This window comes from Inhella gelatinilytica (assembly GCF_016093295.1).
GTDB lineage: Bacteria > Pseudomonadota > Gammaproteobacteria > Burkholderiales > Burkholderiaceae_C > Inhella > Inhella gelatinilytica.
The window spans coordinates 878,154-898,448 of sequence record NZ_JAEDAL010000001.1 but is presented as its reverse complement, the minus strand read 5'-3'; the positions used below and the strand labels follow the sequence as shown (position 1 = coordinate 898,448).

Sequence of the window (20,295 nt, the reverse complement as noted above, 5' to 3'; positions counted from 1 at the left end):
CATAGGCGGTGGGGCCGAATCCAGGGCCCCGTCGTGGGCGGCACAATCGGCCCCCATGCGAGCCGTGTTCCCCCTGCTGGTGCTGATGAGCGCCTGCACCCCCGCCAGCCTGCCCCTGGTGGGCAGCAAGCCGGAAGCCCCGGTGTACACCCAAGAGACCTTTCAGGCGGACGAGAAGTTCTCCCGCCTCATCGACGCTCCGCAGGCGGAAGCTTGTGAAGCGGCACGGCGGGCGCTGCTCAGCCAAGGCTATGTCATCGCGCGCTCCGACACCAAGGAAGTGCAGGGCGCCAAGCGCTTTCAGCCCGAAGGGGAAGTGCACGTGGAGATCAGCTTCCACATCGTCTGCGCGAAGGAAGATGAGCGCACGGCCACCCTGTTCGTCAGCGCCCAGCAGGACCGCTACACCTTGAAGAAGAACCAATCGGCTGCGTCGATTGGGGTCAGCGCCATCGGCTCCATATCCGTGCCCCTGGGTGCCAGTGGAGATTCACTGGTCAAAGTGGCCAGTGAAACCATTCCCGCGGGCAATTTCTACGACCGTTTCTTCATGTTGGTTCGCAGCTTGGTGCGCATGCAAGCTGAAGAGCGGGCCCTGCGACCCGAAGCGGCAGCGTCAACCGGAACCCCGGCCTCAGCCGTTCAGCCCTGATCATTCCCTGGAGCTTCCTATGAAACGCCTTGTCGCCTTCAGCGCCTTGACGGCCACCGCCTTGACCGCTCTGGCGGTGGACGTTGGGGTGTCCATCTCCATCGCCCAACCCGGCGTCTACGGCCGCATTGACATTGGGCGTTTTCCGCAGCCCGTGCTGATGCAGTCCGCACCGGTCATCATTCAACCCATCAAGCACCGGGTTGATCCGGTGTACCTCTGGGTGCCCCCCGGCCACCAAAAAAACTGGGGCAAGCACTGCCACCGCTACAACGCCTGCGGCGTGCCGGTGTACTTCGTCGAGGAAGCCTGGTACCAAAAGCATGTCGTCGGTGGGCAGGGCGGCCACGAGCCGGAGAAGGGCCACGGCAAAGGGCACGGCAAAGGCCACGGTAAGGGACGCGACAAAGACTGACGGTCGCACGGCGGGGCGCTTTGGCCCTATGCTCAAGCCATGCGCCGCGCCCCGATCATTGCCGCGTTGATGCTGAGCCTGAGCGGTGCAGCCTGGGCCGCGCCCTGCCCACAACCCCTGCGCATCGCCTTTCTCGACAAGCCCTTGCCGCCCATGTTGATGGGTGAAGGGGCGCGCTTTCAAGACCCACCGGGTAGCTTCGTACTCTGGACGCGCCAAGCCTTGCAACGGGTGGGCTGCGCGGCCGAGTTCGTGCGTGTTCCCCAACGTCGGTTGATCACCGACACCGCGGCCGACGTCAACCAACTCACGCTGTTTTTGGCCCACACACCGGATCGGGGCGGCGTGCTGGCGTTTCCCCATCGTCCGGATGGCCACCTGGACACCCAACTGGCCTTGGGCACGTCAGAGCTGGCCCTGTACGTGCGGGAAGACCGCCGGCAGGGCGTTCAGTGGGATGGCAGGCAGTTGATGCCGCCCGGCCTCAAAGTGGGCGTGGTGGGGGGCGGCGTGGAAGAGCCCTTGGCCCGTGCGGCGGGGTGGCCCCTGGACTTGGCGCTCAGCCATGCCGGCAGCATCGTCAAGTTGCGCCGCGGCCAGGTGGATGTGGCCGTGCTGCCCACCGTCAGCTTCAACCCCCAGAGTCTGGCGGAACCCCCGGCCCTGGTGGCCCTGCAGCCCATGCTGGCAACGGTGCACTTTTTCGCGCCCGCCAGCCCTGCTTTGGCCCAGCAGCATCCGGAGTGGCTGCGTCAGTTCTGGCGGTCCTTGTGCGAAGCCGCCCGTGCTCCCCGCACCGTGCCCAGTTGCATGTAATCGTCCCGGAGACCCCCATGGCGGACCCCACAGCAGCCTTGCTCACGCAACTGAAGAACATCCAGACCAAGACCGGCCACAGCCTCGCCCAGTTGCATCAGCAGTTGCAGGGCTGCGGCCTGGCCAAGCACAGCGAAAAGCGCGCGTGGCTGATGGAGCGCTTCAGCCTGGGCTATGGCGATGCCAATACCGTGGTCACGCTGCAGGGCAAGCCGGTCCCGGCCGGCCTGGAGGGGGCGCCGACGTCGGCGCCCGAGACGGTCGCGGACGATCCGCTGGACGCCCTGTACAGCGGCAAAAAAGCGGCCCTGCGCCCCTTGCACGACGCGGTGATGGCCCAGATTCAAACCCTGGGTCCATTTGAAGTGGCACCCAAGAAGGCGTATCTCAGCCTGCGCCGCAGCAAACAGTTCGCCATGGTGGGCCCCGCCACCGTCAGCGAGGTGGAGATCGGTCTGAACTGCAAGACCCTGCCCGAACATCCTCGGCTCAAGGCGTTGCCCCCGGGCGGCATGTGCCAGGCGACCACCCGCATCCGCCACGTCGATGAGGTGGATGCCAACTTGTTGGCATGGATTCGCGCGGCGTTCGACGCCGCCGCCTGATCGGGGGCGATCCGGAGCCTCCACTCCCGGATCGCTGGCTATGCTCTGGCGCTGGCCGTGGACGCCCCCGGTCGTCCGTCTGCGTTGTTGCTCCTGGAGTTTGTGCATGCCCCCCCATTCCGTCACCGGCCGCGAAGCCCCGTACCCGCGTGGCCACACCCTGGTGTCGGTGACCAATCCGGAAGGGCGCATCACCTATGCGAACGCGGCCTTTGTGCAACTCAGTGGCCACGCCCGGAACGATCTGATCGGCCAGACCCATGCCGTTTTGCGCCACCCGGACATGCCCAGCCAGGCGTTTGCAGACCTGTGGCACACCTTGAAAAGTGGCAAGCCTTGGAGCGGCATCGTTAAGAACCGACGGGCCAACGGCGACCATGTGTGGATCCGGCTGAATGCGACGCCCATGCGCGAGGGCGAGCGCATCACCGGCTATTTGGCGGTGGCCACCGAACCCAGCCGCGAGTCCGTGCAGCACGCCGAGCCGCTCTATGCGCAGATGCGCCAGGGCGTCGGTCACCTGGCCTTGGTGGATGGCGAAATTCTGCGCACGGATGCGCTGGGCCGTTTGGGACGCTTGCTGCGCCCTGGTCCCGTGGGCCGGTTGCTGGCCTTGCAATCGCTGGCGTTTTTTCCTGCCCTGAGTGCGGCCCAAACCTGGGGCGTGCTGGCGTGGCCCACGGCCGTTGCCTTGCTGGGTGGTCTGGGCATCAGCACCTGGCTGCTGCAACGCCGCTTGCTGGGCCCCATTGCCCAGGTGGCACGGGACGCCGACCGCATCGCCGCCGGTGACCTCTCCTACAAAGTGGCGGTGAGTGCCGACAGCCCCGCCTTTGAAATCCAACTCGCGCTGCGCCGCGTGTCGGCCAACGTGCGTGCCGTCGTGATGGACACGCGGGCGGGCATCGACCAGGTGCAGCAGGCGGCCCAAGAAATTGCCAGCGGCAACCTGGACCTGTCCGCACGCACCGAGTCGCAGGCCGGCAGCTTGGCGCAAACCACAGCCTCGGTCGAGCACATCCAAGCCCGCGTGCACGAAACCGCCACGACTGCGGAAGCCGGGGCCCAGCGCGCCGACCAGACCGCGCTGCTCGCCGAGCGCAGCGACCACGCGGTGCACGCCGTGGTGGAGTCCGTGGCCCAAATCAACCAGACCTCCAAGCGCATCGCCGACATCATTCAAGTGGTCGAGGGCGTGGCCTTCCAAACCAACATCCTGGCCCTGAACGCTGCCGTTGAGGCCGCCCGGGCGGGCGAAGCCGGCCGCGGCTTTGCCGTGGTGGCCGCCGAAGTGCGGGCGTTGGCGCAGCGCACCACCGCCGCCGCGCGGGAAATCCGCAGCCACATCAACGCCTCGGTGGAGTGCGTGGAAGCCGGAACCTCGCGCACGCAGGATGCCCGCGATCGCATGGAGGAAGTGCTCAGCGCCGTGCGGGCCCTCAAAGCCCTCTTGGGCGACATCCGAACTGCAGCGTTGGAGCAAGAGGGCGGCATCGGCCAAATTCACAGCGCCGTGGCGCAGCTGGATGGCATCACCCAGCAAAACACCGCGATGGTCGAAGAGATCGCCGCCTCGGCGCAGGCGCTGCAGTCGCAGGTCGACGAGGTCAGCGGTTCGCTCAGGTTGTTCCGGCTGTAAATTCAGCGGTCAGCAGCGAGACCGCGGCGGCCTGCAAGCTGGCCGCATCCACCCCCGCCAAACAAAGCACCGTCGACCCCTGGTCGCGCCGCATGGAGCGCGCGTAGCAAGGGTCGTAGTGGCGCTCCATCACGCTGGCAAAGAGAGCCTCGCTCTGGCCCGTCTCGGCCAGCGAGCGCCAGAGCGCCAGGGTTTCGCCGCCGACCAAGGGTTTCAGGGGCTCCAGCCGCTGCACCAGCGCCAAAGGGTCCGCAGCGAAGTGCGCGTAGTCCTCACGGCACACCTGCACGCGGGCTTCGGGCGGGGCCTGCACCTGCCACGTGGGCGCGGCGCGCAGGGCGTCATGCAAGGCTGAAGGCAGCTGAACGTTGCCAATCTTCTTGCTCTCAGCCTCCACCCACACCGGTCGCGCGGGGTCGAACGCCAACAGGGAGCGGAGCAATTCGGAATCAAAGGTCTTTTGCGTCGGCTGAGGCTGCCCCGGTAGCGCCCCGAGCAGCGAGCCGCGGTGCTGAGCCAAACCCTCCAAGTCCAAGACCTGGGCCCCTTGCGCGCGCAGCGCCTGCAGTAACCGCGTCTTGCCACTGGCGGTACTGCCGCCCAGCACCCGCCAGTGAAAGCGCCCCGGCCAGTGAGTCAGCGACTCGCGCACCCAGGCCCGATACGCCTTCCACCCGCCGGGCAGCACATCGACGGCAAACCCAATGTTGCGCAGCGGCTCCGCCCAGGCGCGGCTGCGCTTCCCGCCGCGGAAACAATAGACGAGCAGGCGATCCTTCGGCGAATGGTGAGCCATCACCTCGCCGATGTGCCGCGCCACGTTGCGAAGGGCATATTGCGCGCCCACCACATAGGCCCGGTGGGGGTCCGTTCGGTGCAAGGTGCCCACCTCGGCAAACTCCGCCTGGCTCACGATGGGCAGGTTGGTGGCCCCCGGCACATGGTCTTCAGCAAACTCGCCCGGCGTGCGCGCATCGATGATGCGGGCGTAGTCGACGAAGGGGCGGATGCCGGGAGGGTGGCGGGTGGGCTGCATGGGGCGCGGGGCGGATGGGCTCAGGGATTGTCGGGGGCAAGACAAGCCTCGCCCTTGCTCTCACAATGTCTCGTCATGGCTGACCCCGCCCCGGGGCCGCGGAGAGTCCTGATGCGCTTGCGGTTCCGACACGGATGGGTTCTCTGCCTGAGCTTGATCGGGCTCCTCCTGCCGGTGGCAGCCCAACCTTGCCCCCCGGACCTCCGCATCGGCTTCAACGAAAAGGATTCGCCGCCCTATCTGCTGGGGGTTGGCGCTTCTTTCGCGCAGCCGGCCGGCCTGCTCGTGGAGTGGACCCAACAAGCGCTGCAGGACTTCAAGTGCCAGGGAGCGCGACTCAGTCGCGCGCCGGTGCGGCGTCTGGCTTTGGATGTGGAAACCGGGGCTCTGCACTTCGTGATGGGGTTCGCCCACACGCCAGAGCGGGCGCGGACGATGCGCTTTCCGCTCACGCCGTCAGGCGCCTTGAACGAATTGCGGCTCCTCGGTGAAGTCAATGTGCACCTGTTCGTGCTGCAGCAGGCCCCCGCCGCCCAGTGGGATGGGCGCGCCCTCACACCCCCGACGGCCACCGTGGGGGTGGTGGGGGGCGCCATCGACGAGAACTTGGCCCGTGCGCGCCAGTGGCCCCTGGATGTCGGGCTGAACTACAGCGCCAATTTGAAAAAGCTGCGCCAGGGCCGGGTGGCCGCGCTGCTTGCCCCGGAGCTGACCCTCAGCCCCGCCGATTTGCAAGCCGAACCGAGGGTGGCCCCCGTGGGACCGCCGCTCTGGCGTTCGCTGTATTTCGCCCCCGCGAATGCGGCCTTCTACGCCCAGCACCCGGCCTTTGTCGAGGCCTTCTGGCTGCGCCTGTGCGAGTTGGCGCAGCCTCATCGCCACACACCGTCGGCTTGCGGATAGTCAGGCCGGAACAGGCTGGCTAGAGTTGGCGCTCCCCAAAAATTCCGGAGCGCCCCATGATTCACCGCCCCACCGTCCTGACCTTGGCCCTGGCGGCCGTCCTGCCGGCCTTCGCCCAGCAGGCGTCCACCGACGAGAAGAAGGACAAGACCCAGCTGGAAACCGTGGTCATCACCGCCGAGCGGCGCGTGGAAAACATCCGCGACGTGCCCAACGCAGTGGCCAAGATCAGCGGGGAGAAGCTGGATGTGCTGGCCTCGGGCGGGCAGGACGTGCGGTTTTTGTCGGGCCGCGTGCCCAGCCTGAACATCGAGTCCAGCTACGGGCGGGCTTTTCCGCGCTTTTACATCCGCGGGTACGGCAACACCGACTTCCGCCTGAACGCCTCACAGCCGGTCTCGTTGGTGTACGACGATGTGATTCAGGAGAACCCCATCCTCAAGGGCTTTCCGGTCTTCGATGTGAGCAACGTGGAAGTGATTGCCGGCCCCCAGGGCACTTTGTTCGGGCGCAACACGCCCGCCGGGGTGGTGAAGTTCGAGTCGGTCCGCCCCAGCCACAAGAAAGATGGCTATGTGTCGGTGAGCGCCGGCTCGCAAGGCATGCTGAACCTGGAGGCGGCGGCCAACCTGCCGCTGGAGGGTGACTGGGCAGCCCGCCTCTCGGGGCAGGTGCAGCGCCGCAAAGACTGGGTGACCAACACCTTCGCCAACGCCGTCACGCCCAAGACCGAGGGCTACACCGACATCGGCCTGCGCGCCCAGGTGCTCTACGAGCCGCACAAGCAGTTCAGCGCGCTCTTCAACCTGCACCATCGCGACCTGGACGGCAGCCCGCGCCTCTTTCGCGCCAACATCATGAAGCCCGGCACCAGCGACTTGGTGGACGACTTCGACATCAACAAGGCCAGCTTTGATGGCGTCAACGAGCAAACCATCAAACAGACCGGCGGCAGCGCGCGGCTGAAATGGGCGCTGCCCGGTTTAAACGTCTATTCCATCACCGGCTACGAGTCGATCAAGCCCTTCTCGCGAGGGGACATTGACGGCGGGTATGGAGCGGATTTCGCCCGCCCCATGGGCCCTGGTTTCATCCCCTTCCCGGTCGAAACCTCGGATGGGATCTCAGGGCACCGCCAGCTGTCGCAGGAGGTTCGCCTGGAGTCCAGCGCCGCGGGCCCGATGCGCTGGCAGGCGGGGGTCTACCTGTTCGACGAAAAATTCCGTGTCGAATCCATCGACTACAACGCCTTCACCCACCAGCCGAACACCACGTCGCGCACCGAGCAAACCAACAAGGCCCAAGCGGTCTTCGGCGCGCTGAACTACGACGTCAGCAGCAGCTTCAAGCTGCGCGGGGGCCTGCGGTACACGCAGGACAAGAAGGACCTTTCCACCACCGGCCCGGTGGACACCAGCGCCGGCACCAGCGCCCACACGGACGACAGCAAGTGGAACTGGGACGCCTCCGCCACCTACGCGCTGGACAAGGGCGTCAACCTCTACACCCGCTACGCCACAGGCTTCCGCGCCAGTTCGATCCAGCCGGCCTCGGCCTTCGCACCGCAGAGCCAGGCCAAGCCCGAGGACGTCAAGTCCTTTGAGGTGGGCCTGAAGGGCGACTTCTGGAACCGCAAGGCGCGGCTGTCGGCCTCGCTGTTCCGCTACGAGGTCACCAACCAGCAACTCACGGCCGTGGGCGGCGGGGCCAATGCCAACCGCTTGATCAATGCCTCCAAAACCAACGGTTCCGGCTTTGAGCTCAACCTGGACTTGCTGCCCACCCCGGACCTGCTGATCACCGCCGGGGTCTCGCTGAACAACACGAAGTTCAACGACCCCAACCTCAAGGTCGATGCCTGCGGCTCGGGCTGCACCTTGGTGGACCCGATCCTGGTGCCCGCCAACCCGGCGCAATTCAAGTTCGCGCCCACCGTGGGCATCAACGGCAATCCGCTGCCGCAGGCCCCCAAGTGGACCGTCAACATGACGGCCCGCTGGAGCTTCCCGCTGGACAACGGGGATGAGATCTACGTCTACACCGATTGGGCCTACCGCTCCAAGATCAACTTCTTCCTCTACGAGGCGAAGGAGTACACCGGCAAGGCCCTGACCGAGGGCGGCCTGCGCGTGGGCTACCTGTGGAACGACGGCAAGTACGAGGTGGCGGGCTACGTGCGCAACCTCACGAACCAGATCCGTGCCACCGGTGGCATTGACTTCAACAACCTGACCGGCTTTGTGAACGAGCCGCGCTCCTACGGCGTGGCCTTCAAGGCGCAGTTCTAAAGGCGCAGTTCTAAAGGCGCGGGGATCGCACCCGGTTCAGCCGCGCACCCACGCGGTTTGAACCGGGCCGCGGTAGCCCGGGAAGAGCGCCGTCAGGCGCGCGTCGGCCAGGCCCAAGTGGCGGGCCGCCACGCCGGCCATCACGGCGCGGTAGTCGGTGGTGATGGCCAAGTCCCGCCCCTCAAAGCGGGCGCTGGGCTCCAGGCCCGGCCACTCGCCCCCGACGCGTCCACCCTGCACCGCCCCCCCAAGCAGCCACAGCGCATTGCCGTGGCCGTGGTCCGTGCCGCCGGTGCCGTTCTCGCGCACCGTGCGGCCGAATTCGCTGACCACCGTCACCACGGTGTCGCGCCACAGCGGGCCCAGCTCCCGCGCCAGCACCGCCAAGCCCTCCGCCAGCGCCCCCAACCGACCGGCCAAGGCCCCTTGCGCCGCGCCTTGGCGGGCGTGAGTGTCCCAGCCGCCCAACTCCGCCACGGCGAACTGCACCGAGGCATCGGCCCGCATCACCTGGGCCAGCCGCCGTGCCGTGGCCGGGAAGGTGCCCGCACCCGGGGCGCCGCGGTCGGCGGCCTGCATCTCGGCCGCCATCGCGTTCATGCCGCCCATGCCGGCCTCCAGCGCGGCGTTCACCTGCTCGCGCCCTTGACGGGCTTCAGCCCAGGCCTGGGCGTAGCGGGGGTCTTGCGCGTAGAGAAGGTCCAGCCCCTCGCGCAGGGTCTGGGCGCGCGGGTTGCCCGCTGCGGGCTGGGACGCCGGCCGCGGGCCTGGCAACGCGGCCACGGCACCCGCCCCGCCGGTCAACAACTTGGGGCGGGCCGGCGCGGTGTAGACCGCCCGCACGCGCCCGGCATCGCCCATCAAGCGCGCCATCCAGCCGGTGGCCGTGGTTTTGACCCCGGGCGTTCCAGCCTCCAATTCGTCCTGCGCCTCAAAGTGGCTGCGGCTGCTGGTGGGCGCCCCACAGGCGTGCACAAAACCCAGCTCGCCTTGGGCCCACAGGGGGGCCAGCGGCGCCAGGGCCGGGTGCAGGCCAAAGCGTCCGTCCAAGTCGATCAGCCCTTGGTCCTGACCCGGTGCGGGCAGGGCAATGCTGGGGCGATCGGCCGCGTAATGCGGGTCGCCATAAGGGGCGCAGACCGAGAGCCCATCCACGGCACCCCGCAGCAGCACAACCACCCAGCGCGGGGAAGCGGTCCCGGCCCGGGCCGGCGCGAACCCCGCCCCCAGGCTGCAGGCCGCGAAGCCGGCTCCCAGCCAATCCCGTCGTGTCAATGCCATGGCCGTGTCCTCTTAAGCGTTCTGAAAATCGGGGGACCCCAAAACCAGCGCGGCCTGCAACGGGGCGGGGGCCTTGACCACCGCCGCTCGCGTGGCCGGGCCCAGAGCGGGGCCCAGGGTGTCGAGCAGCGCGCTGGCCGCATCGGCCCCCAATTGCGCGCGCTGGCAGTACCGGGCCGCCAACTCGGCTCGGCGTGCCAGGGCTTCCGGGTCCAGCCAGGCCGCACGGGTGGCCTTGTAGCCATCTGGCGTGATGCACCCAAACAGCGGCTGACCCAGCTGGCGCAGGGCTTGCAGGAACGGCTGCCAGGCGTTGGGCCCCTCCCCGATCGACGCCGCCGTCGCTCCCGTGGCGCGCAGCATTGACAGCAACCAATGCTGCGGTGTCTTGAACTGCCCACCGAACTGCGCCGGGTCGCTGGCGGCGGGGTGCTGCAGGAGCGTCGTAACCGTCACGCGCAAATCGCCCTCGCTGCGCAAATAGGCCTGGGCCGTGGCCTGCACCAGGTCCGCCGGGGGGTCGTCCGCCACAAAGAACTGCGCCAGCTTGAAGGCCAGGCGCTGCGCCGTGCGCGGGTGGCGCGCCAGTTGGTCCAGCACCCACTCGCCCTGAGCCTGGCCACGGCCCGGAACGCGCTCGCCCAACCAGGTCTTGGGCTCGGCATCATGGCGCCGCGCGTCAAACACAAAGCGCCCCTGGCGCGGCACAAAGGTCCAGCCCGTGAGCACGCGCGCCAGCTCGGTGACATCGCGCTGGCTGTAGCCCGCGTCCACGCCCAGCGTGTGCAGCTCCATCAGCTCGCGGGCGTAGTTCTCGTTCAGCCCCCCGCGACGGCCGCCACCGCCCGGCCCCTGGAAGCCCGCGCGCGTGGAGAGATAGTTGTCCAGGTAGAACAACATGGCCGGGTGCTGAGCCACGGCGCCGAGCAGATCCCGGAAGCGGCCCCACACGTGCGGACGAATCGCACGGGCTTCGTAGTCCGCCACCATCATGCGGCACAGGCCCTTGTCCTGGAACACGTTGAAGTGGTTGAACCAAAAGGCCACCAGCCGCTCTTCGAGCTGGCGCGGGCTCTCCAGCGCGCGCACCAGCCGGGCCTCCACCGCATCGCGCTGTGCCTGCACCACCAGCGCCCGGCGCTCGGCGTTGTTCTCCCCCGGGTCGCGCTGCTGCGCCACGCGGTACGCCTCGATGCGCTCGCCCAGCGGCGCCTGCCGGGCCTCAATCGCCGCTAGGCGCGCCTGCAGCGCGGCCGGCACCTCGGGGCCCGCCAGCTGCTGCTCCAGCGCCTCGGCCCAGCCCGGGCCCCGGTTCAGGTCGCCAGGGCGTGGACCAAAGCCCAAGCGGTTGCAGGCGTGCAGGGCTTCGGCTGCGGAACCTGAACCCGCCACAGCCCCGTTCGCCCAACCGGGCAGCACAGTTGCGCCCAGCAGCGCGGGGCTCCAAAGGAGTGAGCGTCGTTTCATGGGGTTCAGCATGCCAGCCCCGCGACGCCACCCGCCTTGCTGGAATGCAAAGAACTTAAAAGACCGCTTGGCGACGGGGCGCTCAGCCACCACCACCGAGTTTGTCCAGAAATCGCTCGCTGCGTGAAACGAATTCCTGCCAATCGGGCAGGCTGCCCTTGAAGCCGAATTTCGGACCCAGGCCTTTATCTTGCTCATAGGATCTTGCAAGCTTGGCGGCAAGGGGCTCGTCGCCGCACAACCCTGTGGACCGACAAACACCCATCTGCCGCGCCTCCTCGTCACAATCCCCCCAGCGACGACAGGCTGCATCGGCCAGTGCACTGCTGATGGCACCGTAGGCGATGGGCCATTTCTTCTGCTCCTCCAGAGACAACAAGCCCGACTCGGCCATGAATTGGTTCTGTTCTTCGATGGTGCCGCCACTGAGGCGACTCATCAGAAGTGGCGAACTCTTTTGTTGCGCCGCATCACGGACGGCCGCAGCCGTGCTTCCCAGGTTGGCGTGCATGGCCCCGTTCTCGCCAAAAACAGCGTGCCGGGCAGCGAAAAAGGAGTGAATCAAGTTGCGGTCAAGACCCGTAATTGGACCGACCATGTGCGCACAGAAAGCGACAAAGCGGTCTCTTGCGCGACCGACCTTCGTCGTCGGATCTACACCAGCCAAGCGCGCCTGACCTTTATCTAGCTGGCCCTGCGTCGCACTAGCCGGCAGGCTTCCACACGATTCCAAGTAAAGCTTGGCCACTTCGAGCTCCAACGGGTCTTTGCTCCAAATGGCATGGTGCAGCAGCGCTGGAAAGCTCTCGCTACGATCGATGTACTTCTTGAAGATCTTGCGTGCGGCACTTTGCTCGGCGATTTGTCCGGTAGGCGCCGCCGTTGACGGGGCGTCATCGGCGCGGACTGCCTGCCAAGTCATTTCCATGGCAGCAGGCTGAGGCGTAGCAGGCGCCTGGGTCAGCTGAGGCTCTGCTGGATAAAACCAAAAGTAAGCGAGAAGGGACAAAGCCCCCATTGCAATCAGCCCATAGAACGTCGTCCGATTGGTCATGATTTAAGTCTTGTCCCCGAGAACTACCCGTCGATCAGTTTGCCCACGTTGAACCACGTCAGCACCGCCAGCAGCGCAAACAAGGCAGCGCTGAGGCCATGCACCAGGGTCATGGGAATGCGGCGGGAGAGGCGGTCGCCCACGAACACGGCGGGTACATTGGCCAGCATCATGCCCAGCGTGGTGCCCATCACCACCGCCACCAGGTCGGGGTAACGGGCCGCCAAGGCCACGGTGGCGATCTGGGTCTTGTCGCCCATCTCGGCCAGAAAGAAGGCCACCACCGTGGTGGCGAACACGCCCAGGCGGCGTTTGCTGCCCTCGGCCTCGTCGTCGTCCAGCCGGTCGGGGATCAGCATCCAGACGGCCATGGCCAGAAACGAGACGGCAATGACGCGCCGCAGCCAATCCGGCCCCAAGAGCGCCGCCACCCAGCTGCCCACGGCCCCGGCCAGGGCATGGTTGGCCACGGTGGCCACAAAGATGCCCGCCACGATGGCCCAGGGCTTGCGAAAGCGCGCGGCCAGCATCATGGCCAAGAGCTGCGTCTTGTCGCCCATTTCGCCGAGCGCGACGACGCCGGTTGAGACCCAGAAAGCTTCCACAGTGTTCACTCCAAGGGCCGGCGGCTGCCAATGACCCGAGCGCCTCCCGGCCCACGGCGGAAGCGCCCGGTCAAAGGTCTTGCCAGACAGGGACTCAACATCCCTCGCTTGCGCCAGGGCCCATCGAACCCAGTGTGTTGACGCAAGCCCCTGCGGCGCAGGGCGGCTACTCCCCCATGACGGGTTGCGGCGTCAGTGTAGCCAGATGGGCCACGGGGCTCAGCCGCGGCGCCATTCGTCTTGCGGACCCAAACCCGCTGGCGGTGCGGACAGCCGCACACGGGCCGCAGCGTCATCCATCAACTGCGCACGCCACCAGTCGGCGCTGACCGTCGAGATGAGGGCATGGTGACGGTCCGCCTGCTGGACCGCCGTGGCTGGGCGGCGGGCCGCCCAGGGACCGGTGATGGGGTTGCCGCCAAAGCTCATGTGGTCGGCCCCGTCCAGCCACAGTTCGGCCTTGTCACCGCTCGGAACCGCGTCATACACCGCACGTCGCCAAGCGCCCGACTGGCCCCGGGGGCTGCCCGGGTTCAGCGGGTCGGTGTCCAAGCTCCCCGTGAGGCACAGCAGCGGACGCCAAAGGTCTGAAAAGGCAGCCGGGCGAGGGCCCAAACGCTCGTCACCCGGCGAGGGACTGAAGGCTGCAAAGGCCCGCACGCGGGGATCGCTCATCTGGGGCGCCCGGCGCCCCGGGCCAGCAGTTGCTCCAAGTTGGCGGCCCGGCGCAGCGCCATGCCTCCTTCGCGGGCAACCGTGGTGTCGCTGCCGGGATGCTGCAGGTTCAAGGTGGCGATGCCCGCCGCCGCCCAGGCCTGCGCCCACAGCCGACCCGCCTCCACCGACCCCCCCAAGCCGTGGCTGAACAGCACCAGCGGGACGGGCTCTGCCGCCTCTGGCCGCCACAACCGCAACGGCAGCGTTCGTTGGCGGGTGTCATCCGTCCAAGCCCAATGGATCGAACCGGGATCGGGGAACGTCCGCCGCAGCGGCGCCACGCGTTCGCGCGGGACCTGGGCCCCCAGGGATGAAGCGGCGAAGGCCGGCGTCAGGGCCAGCAGGGTGCGGCGGTTCAGCATGGCCTCTTCCTTTCAGGATTCGACAAACCCATCTGGCTGCTGCCTCGCAAACCAAAGCTCCATAAATCGTGGCGAAGGGCAGACCAACTGTCGGTTCATTCGATCAAGCCCTTCGCGCTCAAGCAAAGTTGGCTGGGCTCGATCGGGCTGAAGGAGAGATACGCCCATCCCCAGCCTGTAAGCATCTGCACCCCAGGTCAGACCCAAGGCTTGGACCAGCGTCGGCAGGAGATCCAAGTGGCTAATTTGACGCTCTGGAACCGGGCGATCTGCTGGCTTGCGAATCGTGCCATCACCCTCTGCCTGCAGCAGCACGTGGAACAAGTCCCGCTGCTGAGCCTGGTCGAGATCGCCATCAAACAAGAGAGGTAACGGCGCCATGTGATCCCCCATCAGCCAGACCAACTTGGGCCGGCCATTCGTCTGCTGGAGAAACCGGCGGACCAATTGAGCAACGGCTGTATCGGTACAAGCCAGCGCCGCCCGATACAGGTCGTCGCGCTTGAGCGCAGTTTCCGCGGATTGGCCGCAGCCCACATCGGTTGTCCCGGAAGGTCCGTGGGTGTTCACTGTCAGCACGATGGACGCTTGAGGCGTCGCCGGGTCCTTCCGGGGACGCTGCATGTCCTGCCAGGCGCTCTCCACCAACTCCGCATCCAAGACGCCCCAGCCTTGCGCGGGCATGGAAACACCTCGAGCCTCCCACTCCTCGCGCCCAAAACGCCGCTTGACTCCATGCGCTGCAAGGAACTGACCCTTCCCAGCAAATTTCAGAGAAGCGCCGCCGTAGAAACTCAGCTCCCAGCCCTTTTGCGCCAACACATCGGTCAAGCAATGGCCGCCATCAAAGAAGTGGGTGGCGTATTCAAAGGCGTTGTGCCCCACAACCCCTACCGACTGCAAGGGCAATCCGCAAAGGGCGCTGAAAATGCCCCCCATGGTCCAGTTCGCACCTTGCAGGGTTTTGAGGTGACCGTACTGTGTTCCACGGGTTCGCAATTGACTCAATTCGGGCATCCACTGCGATTGCACCAATCGATCGTCCATCGATTCCATAAAGACCAAGAGCAGATCCGGTGCAGGGCCAACCTGCTGAAAGTCTTGCCTTCGAGGGTCGACATATTGCTGCCCCACAAAGTCGGTAGAGGCTGACTCACAGGGATCGTCCACGGTGGCCGCTACCGAAAACGCCGCGCCGGCCAGCAGCGTTCCCCACATTACGACCCTCCATAAGCGTGGCAGTCGGACCAGCATCCAACACAGCGCAGCACTCACAAGCACAACCCCTGCTGCGTAGCGAGCAGCCCGAGAGAGCAGGTGCGGATCTGCGTAGTCGAGCCCACCGTATTGAAGGTGGTACATGACCTGGGGCCAAGAGACCGGGCCGAAGTATTTGCGCAAGAAGAAGCCGGTGGCGATCAAACCCACCGTCGCACAAACTGCAGCCGTCTGCGCCGTCGCGCTTCCGACGTTCAAAAAAGGCTTAGCTGAGGGCAAAACAACGCATCAAGCAGTGAATTCGCCTTGCAGTCTCAAATGCCTCTGTTACTCGCGTTTGTGCTTGTGTGAAGAACTGTGCAACAGCGGTGAGCCCGTGTTGCGCATGGAAGCTTCGGTCAATCGCAACGCGCTTGCGTCAAGCCAGGGCCAGCAGGGTGCGGCGGTTCAGCATGGGGGGAGCTTCGCACGGCGGCGTCCAGGGTGGGTTGCGGGGATGCAAAGAAGGGTTTCGCAGCCCCCGCCCTAACCCTCGGGCACATCGTGACCGGCATCTCGCACGGCCTTGGCCCAGCGCCGGATCACGGCGCGCAAGGCGCGTTGCTGGTGGTCGTCGAGTGGCATGAGGGGCACCAGTTCCAACACACGCGCAGGCGTGAGGTGGCCATATTCGAACAAGGCCATGCAGAACTCACGGTCCTTCTCCCGCCCCGCAGCTGCCTTGGCCAAAAACAGGTCCAGCACATCCAGGCAGTACCCGACCCGATCGTTGGTGTTGGCGTTCTGGATCCGGTGCACGCGCTGCATCCAAGTGCTGGGCAAAAGGGCCGTGTCAGGCCCCACACCCTGGGCGTAATAGCCGTAGGTCTCGTGGAACTGCGACCCCTCACCGATCGCGCCATCGATCTTGTCTGCCAATTCGGGCGCCTGCAGCGGATAGATGTCCGCTTCCATGGACACCGTGAACACCGGCTCAGGATGGGGTACAGCGCCCAGCAGGGACTGGCTACCGACGATCACAAACTCGTATTGATCCGTGACGTCGCTGCTGGCCCGAATGATGTGTTCAAGCTCTTCCCGCGTCATGGCGCCTCCTGCATGGCGCCCGCCTCAGGCCGAGCGCTGTGCGTGCCCTCGATCACGATGCCAGTTTTGAGGTCTCGAACTTGCTTCAAGATGCGCTGGCGAGCCTCTTCGGGCAGGAGGGTGACCAGCGGTGAAGATTGGCGCAGGTGCTGGGCATGTCGCGTTCGACCCAGCACCTTGCGCCAGGTGCCCGTGGTGAGAATGTTTTGCCACTCTCGCCACAGGCTGACGGAGCGCACATCGCCTGTGGCGAGCCAACGCTTCAGGGTCTCCTGCGCGCGCAGCACCAGGGCCGGGTCCGACTTGACCTGCCGCACCGCTTCCTCATGCAAGGCGAGGCTCTGCAGATCTTGCAGCTTGTGATTCGCCGTTTCGGCCGAGACCCGCACCTGCACCACGGGGGCCGCACGATGCGAGCGCGCAGCAGCCGAACCCGGGGGCGGCGCTTGTAGCGTGTCCCCAGCCAAGAGAGCCAAATCGCCCCCAATGCCCAGCACCGACATGACGCGCAGATAGGTCCCGATGGAAGGCCCGGGATCCCCCGACTCGACGGCTCGCAGGGTGTTGCGGGTGATGCCCACACGTGCGGCCATCTCGACCGTGCCGAACCCTTGCGCCTTTCTCAGACGCTTGAGCCGGTCGCCCAGTTGCAGCAACAACTGGCGCTCTAGAACTGGGGTGATTTCCAGGTCGATCATTTGGTCATATTTTTAACCAAATAAAGACCTTTTGGTCAAATAGATGACCAATTGATCAAGCCATATCCAACCCAGAGACTCACCCCTGCGCCAACGCCAACACCGCCCGCAGCGTATTCAAGTTGCGCGCCGTACCGGCTTCAGCCTCGGCGATGCGCAATTTGGAGCGGCCTTGGCCACTGGGGTAGTGCACCCAGAGCTCGCGGCCCAGGAGCTGCCAGGCTTCGTCCTGCTGCCCCTTGGCCACCAGCGCTTGCGTGGGGGCATCGGGCAGCAGGGTGACGAGCAGGCGGTTGCCCTCGGCGGTGGGAAAGGGGTTGCGGGCGAGCAACTCCCGCAGCTCGGTGGCGCTGCGCATCAGCACCCCCACGGGCTGGCCCATCAGGCGGGCCAAGCCGGCATGCAGCTGCGCTTTCGCCTCGTCCGGCGCCAGCGACGACTCAAACACCAGGTTACCGCTGGCAATGTAGGTGCGCGGGCTTTGAAACCCCAGCTCGCTGGCCAAGGCCTTGAGATCGGCCATGGCCAGCTTGCCCGTGCCGCCGACGTTGACGGCCCGCAAGAAGGCGATATGAGTAGCCACTGTGCGAAGGAGTCTGATCAAGCAGACGCCGCGGAACCGGCTTTGCCGGGCCGCTGGCGGCGCCCCCTTGAGGGGCCGAGGTCGGACACAAATGGCCCTGTGGGCCGTATGTGCCGATCCGAGGAATCGAGGCTCTGGCTCGATGCGGCCTGCAAGGAGGCGCCGAAGGCGCTTCGGGGGTGGGTCATTTCGCGGCGAGCAGAACTTCCATCTCGTCCATGATGCTGTTCATCTTCGCCACCAGGGTTTGGTAGGGCGCGGGGCTGGCCATGTCCAGGCCGGCGCGCTTCAAAGCCTCGTACGGGGGCACGGACGAACCCAGGCGCAGCGTGTCCAGGAAGACCTTGGCGCTGGCCCCACTCGGGTCGGCCTGCACGCGCTCGGCGAAGTGCAGTGCAGCCGTGATGGAGGTGGCGTACTGGTAGACGTAGAACGGCCGGTAGAAGTGCGGGATGAAGGCCCACTCCTGGCAGTAGGCCGGGTCGATCTTCATCACCCCCTCGGCGTCACCGTGGTACTGCTTGAGCAGCTTGCAATACAGCTCGGTGAAGCGCTTGCCGTTCAGCGCCTCACCGCGCGCCGCCGCATCGTGCGTCTGCAGTTCGAACTCGCCAAACATGGCCTGGCGGAAGAAGGTGCCGCGCAGACGCTCCAGCGCGTAGCCCAGTTGGTAGAGCTTTTCTTCTTTGGTTTTGGCTTGCCGCTGCATGTGCTGCGAGAGCAGCAGCTCGTTAGCGGTGGAGGCGATCTCGGCCACAAAGAGCGCGTAGTTAGCCGTCTCGTACGGCTGGCCTTCGTTCACCAGCGCGGTGTGAATGCCATGGCCCCACTCGTGGGCAAAGGTGCTCACCGACTCGAAGTCGTCCTGGTGGTTCAGGAAGACGTAGGGCGTCTTGCCATACACACCCCACTGATACGCCCCGCCGCTCTTGCCCTCGGCCGGCTTCGCGTGCATGGTGTTGGCACCCAGCGCCGCCTTGAGCAGGCGCTGGTAGTCCGGGCCCAGCGGCTGGGTGGCCTCGAAAGTCAGCCGGGCCGCTTCATCCAGGCTGTAGGTTTTCTTCTGCTCGACCAGGGCCGGGTAGATGTCGTAGTAATGCAGGTCTGGCAGACCCAGCATTTTTTGGCGCAGCTTGAAGTAGCGGTGCAGCGTGGGCAGGCCCTTGTGCACCTCGGCCACCAGGGTGCGGTACACGGCCTCGGGCACTTCCTCTTGGCCCACGCTGGCGCCCACGGCGCTGGGCTGCTTGCGCAGGCGGGCCATCACCGTGCCGTCCTGCACGGTGTTGGCCAGGGTCACCCCAAAGGTGCTCTCGTATTGGCCCAGCGCGCCGAAGAACTTGTCAAACACCTGCTTGCGCACCGCCCGGTCGGGGTGTTGGCGCAAGAGGCCGTAGCGGGTGTCGTCCACGCGTTCGGTTTTGCCGTCCACCACGATCTCGGGCCAGCGCATGTCGGCGTTGACCAAGAGCGTGCGCACATCGCCCGTGGCGCCACGGATCGGGGCCAAGGCGGCGATGGCCGCCTCACTCTCCGCGCTGAGCGTGTGGGGCGCACGGCGCAGCACATTGCGCAGGCGCTCGGCATGCTTTTTTAGGCCCGGCTCGGCCTTGATGAAGGCCTGCACCTTGGCGGCGCCCAAGGCTTGAATCTCCGGGTCCACCCAGGCCACAGCGGCGGCGTACTGCCCCCCCAGCTGACCCACCAGGCCCGCGCGCTGCTGGAACTCGGCCTTGCGGTTGTCCGTGCTTTGCTGCAGGTACGCGTAGACCTGCACCTTTTCCCAAGCCTGGGCGGCTTGGCTCAAACGGTCCAAGCCCGCGCGCAAGCTCGCGGCGTTTTTTCCCAGCGTCCCCTTTAGGGCTTGCAGTTTGGGCAGGTCCGCCTGAACGGCTTGACGGGCGGCGTCCCAGTCGGCATCGCTGGCGAAGATGGGCTTCAGGTCCCACACCTCGGACAGCGGCGCAGCCAAAGCCGAGGGGGTGAAGGAAACACTGGCGGCCAGCGCAAGGGCCAGCGAGAGTGCGAGGGCGCGGGGTTTGGCAATCATGGTGGGGTTGAAGGCGAAGGCCGCGGTGCGGCAAAGGCCGGCAGTGTCCCCGAGTCCAACCGCCGTGCCGCTGGACACCCCGGGCAAACCCGGGGGGCAATCCGAAGCGGCCGGTCGACTGGGTTCACCGACTCGCTGGGAAGCCGTCGTTCAACGGCTGAGCTGAGCGCGCCACGCGCTATGAACAGGGCTTGGCACTTTATGGGTCACGGCTACGCGCGAGCGATGTGTCTGGCGACTTGCCCGCTGGGCTAACAGCGAAGCGCAGATCCTTACGGTAAATATCGAGCGTCAGATCACTGAAGGTGACTTCGCAGCGACGCCTCATGAGCAATCGCTGCGGAATGGAAGCAGTAAACATGCACTTGTGCTGAGTCTTCTGGCCCTCCGCAACCCAAGCAATTCCTGACACCTCGATGCCATCGCGCGTATCTCTAGCGTTCTCTGGGATGAATCCATCGCACCAAAACCCGGCCATCGATTTGTCTCCGCAAGTAGGGAACCAGCCAGACATGCCGAACTCGAGCATGAGCCAGAAATCCTTGTCTTGAAGAATCTCGTGCCGATTGTTCACAAGTCGCCTACCGAATGAAAGGGACTTCCCCGTCCCGAGCTAGCCGCCGTGAGCGGCAGACGGCAACAGGTGCCACGGTGGGGTAACGGAATCTCATCAACTCAATCTAAAAAAGAGAAGCCCATGGCCATTGTTATCGAACTGCCCTGGGACTTAATGACACGGTTCGCGGAACAGGTCGTTGGCGAACACGCCGATTCTGGCCGGCGTGGCCGCTTCACAGGCGCATGGCAGTGGCAGCAATCG

General features: G+C 66.0%; 19 protein-coding genes and 1 riboswitch. Of the genes, 7 read left to right on the top strand and 12 right to left on the bottom strand.

What is annotated here, in order from left to right; all coding sequences use genetic code 11:
* Positions 1 to 55 precede the first annotated feature (55 nt).
* The 5 genes from I7X43_RS04180 (at position 56) to I7X43_RS04160 (ending at position 4,127) form a co-directional block, all read left to right on the top strand.
* Entirely contained in the window at positions 56 to 652 is a 597-nt protein-coding gene (locus I7X43_RS04180) for a DUF2242 domain-containing protein (RefSeq protein WP_198099625.1), read from the top strand.
* A gap of 19 nt (positions 653 to 671) precedes the next feature.
* Positions 672 to 1,067 carry a hypothetical protein gene (locus tag I7X43_RS04175; RefSeq protein WP_198099624.1) on the top strand — a complete coding sequence of 132 codons (396 nt, stop codon included), beginning with the start codon at positions 672 to 674 and terminating at the stop codon, positions 1,065 to 1,067.
* A gap of 39 nt (positions 1,068 to 1,106) precedes the next feature.
* Complete coding sequence (locus tag I7X43_RS04170) at positions 1,107 to 1,883, top strand: hypothetical protein (RefSeq protein ID WP_198099623.1); 777 nt, start codon at positions 1,107 to 1,109, stop codon at positions 1,881 to 1,883.
* Between the two features lie 17 nt (positions 1,884 to 1,900).
* Positions 1,901 to 2,488 carry a DUF5655 domain-containing protein gene (locus I7X43_RS04165; RefSeq protein ID WP_198099622.1) on the top strand — a complete coding sequence of 196 codons (588 nt, stop codon included), beginning with the start codon at positions 1,901 to 1,903 and terminating at the stop codon, positions 2,486 to 2,488.
* Between the two features lie 106 nt (positions 2,489 to 2,594).
* Entirely contained in the window at positions 2,595 to 4,127 is a 1,533-nt protein-coding gene (locus I7X43_RS04160) for a methyl-accepting chemotaxis protein (protein WP_198099621.1), read from the top strand.
* On the opposite strand, the gene mnmH is transcribed toward I7X43_RS04160, so the two are convergent.
* The gene (gene mnmH, locus I7X43_RS04155; RefSeq protein ID WP_198099620.1) at positions 4,108 to 5,163 is read right to left on the bottom strand and encodes a tRNA 2-selenouridine(34) synthase MnmH; all 1,056 of its coding nucleotides are present in this window, start codon (positions 5,161 to 5,163) and stop codon (positions 4,108 to 4,110) included. The genes I7X43_RS04160 and mnmH overlap by 20 nt on opposite strands.
* Positions 5,164 to 5,274: 111 nt before the next feature.
* On the opposite strand from mnmH, the gene I7X43_RS04150 reads away from it, so the two are divergent.
* Entirely contained in the window at positions 5,275 to 6,066 is a 792-nt protein-coding gene (locus tag I7X43_RS04150) for a type 2 periplasmic-binding domain-containing protein (RefSeq protein WP_198099619.1), read from the top strand.
* A gap of 56 nt (positions 6,067 to 6,122) precedes the next feature.
* On the top strand, positions 6,123 to 8,354 hold the full coding sequence (locus I7X43_RS04145) for a TonB-dependent receptor (RefSeq protein WP_198099618.1): 2,232 nt from the start codon (positions 6,123 to 6,125) through the stop codon (positions 8,352 to 8,354).
* Positions 8,355 to 8,390: 36 nt separating this feature from the next.
* Here I7X43_RS04145 and I7X43_RS04140 read toward each other — a convergent pair whose 3' ends face one another.
* The 11 genes from I7X43_RS04140 to I7X43_RS04090 form a co-directional block, all read right to left on the bottom strand.
* The gene (locus tag I7X43_RS04140) at positions 8,391 to 9,635 is read right to left on the bottom strand and encodes a DUF1501 domain-containing protein (RefSeq protein ID WP_198099617.1); all 1,245 of its coding nucleotides are present in this window, start codon (positions 9,633 to 9,635) and stop codon (positions 8,391 to 8,393) included.
* Between the two features lie 12 nt (positions 9,636 to 9,647).
* Positions 9,648 to 11,102, bottom strand: a complete 1,455-nt coding sequence (locus I7X43_RS04135) for a DUF1800 domain-containing protein (RefSeq protein ID WP_198099616.1) — start codon at positions 11,100 to 11,102, stop codon at positions 9,648 to 9,650.
* Between the two features lie 82 nt (positions 11,103 to 11,184).
* Positions 11,185 to 12,156, bottom strand: a complete 972-nt coding sequence (locus tag I7X43_RS04130) for a hypothetical protein (protein WP_198099615.1) — start codon at positions 12,154 to 12,156, stop codon at positions 11,185 to 11,187.
* Between the two features lie 23 nt (positions 12,157 to 12,179).
* Positions 12,180 to 12,761, bottom strand: a complete 582-nt coding sequence (locus I7X43_RS04125) for a TMEM165/GDT1 family protein (RefSeq protein WP_198099614.1) — start codon at positions 12,759 to 12,761, stop codon at positions 12,180 to 12,182.
* Between the two features lie 12 nt (positions 12,762 to 12,773).
* Positions 12,774 to 12,948, bottom strand: a riboswitch (yybP-ykoY riboswitch).
* A 32-nt stretch (positions 12,949 to 12,980) separates the two neighbouring features.
* Positions 12,981 to 13,436, bottom strand: a complete 456-nt coding sequence (locus I7X43_RS04120; protein WP_198099613.1) for a hypothetical protein — start codon at positions 13,434 to 13,436, stop codon at positions 12,981 to 12,983.
* Positions 13,433 to 13,840 carry an alpha/beta hydrolase gene (locus I7X43_RS04115; RefSeq protein ID WP_198099612.1) on the bottom strand — a complete coding sequence of 136 codons (408 nt, stop codon included), beginning with the start codon at positions 13,838 to 13,840 and terminating at the stop codon, positions 13,433 to 13,435. The genes I7X43_RS04120 and I7X43_RS04115 overlap by 4 nt, the downstream gene beginning before the upstream one ends.
* Positions 13,841 to 13,852: 12 nt before the next feature.
* On the bottom strand, positions 13,853 to 15,058 hold the full coding sequence (locus I7X43_RS04110) for an LTA synthase family protein (RefSeq protein WP_198099611.1): 1,206 nt from the start codon (positions 15,056 to 15,058) through the stop codon (positions 13,853 to 13,855).
* A 525-nt stretch (positions 15,059 to 15,583) separates the two neighbouring features.
* Positions 15,584 to 16,144 (bottom strand): DUF6036 family nucleotidyltransferase, encoded by a 561-nt coding sequence (locus I7X43_RS04105; protein ID WP_198099610.1) that lies wholly within the window; start codon positions 16,142 to 16,144, stop codon positions 15,584 to 15,586.
* Positions 16,141 to 16,842 (bottom strand): helix-turn-helix transcriptional regulator, encoded by a 702-nt coding sequence (locus I7X43_RS04100; protein WP_198099609.1) that lies wholly within the window; start codon positions 16,840 to 16,842, stop codon positions 16,141 to 16,143. The genes I7X43_RS04105 and I7X43_RS04100 overlap by 4 nt, the downstream gene beginning before the upstream one ends.
* Before the next feature lie 79 nt (positions 16,843 to 16,921).
* The gene (locus tag I7X43_RS04095) at positions 16,922 to 17,425 is read right to left on the bottom strand and encodes a DUF1697 domain-containing protein (protein WP_198099608.1); all 504 of its coding nucleotides are present in this window, start codon (positions 17,423 to 17,425) and stop codon (positions 16,922 to 16,924) included.
* Between the two features lie 184 nt (positions 17,426 to 17,609).
* Positions 17,610 to 19,475, bottom strand: a complete 1,866-nt coding sequence (locus tag I7X43_RS04090; protein WP_198099607.1) for a M3 family oligoendopeptidase — start codon at positions 19,473 to 19,475, stop codon at positions 17,610 to 17,612.
* Between the last annotated feature and the right edge of the window lie 820 nt (positions 19,476 to 20,295).

Bases quoted from the DNA above. Each gene is read 5' to 3' on its own strand.
- I7X43_RS04180 (WP_198099625.1), top strand. From the start codon at position 56: ATGCGAGCCGTGTTCCCCCTGCTGGTGCTGATGAGCGCCTGCACCCCC.
- I7X43_RS04175 (WP_198099624.1), top strand. From the start codon at position 672: ATGAAACGCCTTGTCGCCTTCAGCGCCTTGACGGCCACCGCCTTGACC.
- I7X43_RS04170 (WP_198099623.1), top strand. From the start codon at position 1,107: ATGCGCCGCGCCCCGATCATTGCCGCGTTGATGCTGAGCCTGAGCGGT.
- I7X43_RS04165 (WP_198099622.1), top strand. From the start codon at position 1,901: ATGGCGGACCCCACAGCAGCCTTGCTCACGCAACTGAAGAACATCCAG.
- I7X43_RS04160 (WP_198099621.1), top strand. From the start codon at position 2,595: ATGCCCCCCCATTCCGTCACCGGCCGCGAAGCCCCGTACCCGCGTGGC.
- mnmH (WP_198099620.1), bottom strand. From the start codon at position 5,163: ATGCAGCCCACCCGCCACCCTCCCGGCATCCGCCCCTTCGTCGACTAC.
- I7X43_RS04150 (WP_198099619.1), top strand. From the start codon at position 5,275: ATGCGCTTGCGGTTCCGACACGGATGGGTTCTCTGCCTGAGCTTGATC.
- I7X43_RS04145 (WP_198099618.1), top strand. From the start codon at position 6,123: ATGATTCACCGCCCCACCGTCCTGACCTTGGCCCTGGCGGCCGTCCTG.
- I7X43_RS04140 (WP_198099617.1), bottom strand. From the start codon at position 9,635: ATGGCATTGACACGACGGGATTGGCTGGGAGCCGGCTTCGCGGCCTGC.
- I7X43_RS04135 (WP_198099616.1), bottom strand. From the start codon at position 11,102: ATGAAACGACGCTCACTCCTTTGGAGCCCCGCGCTGCTGGGCGCAACT.
- I7X43_RS04130 (WP_198099615.1), bottom strand. From the start codon at position 12,156: ATGACCAATCGGACGACGTTCTATGGGCTGATTGCAATGGGGGCTTTG.
- I7X43_RS04120 (WP_198099613.1), bottom strand. From the start codon at position 13,436: ATGAGCGATCCCCGCGTGCGGGCCTTTGCAGCCTTCAGTCCCTCGCCG.
- I7X43_RS04115 (WP_198099612.1), bottom strand. From the start codon at position 13,840: ATGCTGAACCGCCGCACCCTGCTGGCCCTGACGCCGGCCTTCGCCGCT.
- I7X43_RS04110 (WP_198099611.1), bottom strand. From the start codon at position 15,058: ATGTGGGGAACGCTGCTGGCCGGCGCGGCGTTTTCGGTAGCGGCCACC.
- I7X43_RS04105 (WP_198099610.1), bottom strand. From the start codon at position 16,144: ATGACGCGGGAAGAGCTTGAACACATCATTCGGGCCAGCAGCGACGTC.
- I7X43_RS04100 (WP_198099609.1), bottom strand. From the start codon at position 16,842: ATGATCGACCTGGAAATCACCCCAGTTCTAGAGCGCCAGTTGTTGCTG.
- I7X43_RS04090 (WP_198099607.1), bottom strand. From the start codon at position 19,475: ATGATTGCCAAACCCCGCGCCCTCGCACTCTCGCTGGCCCTTGCGCTG.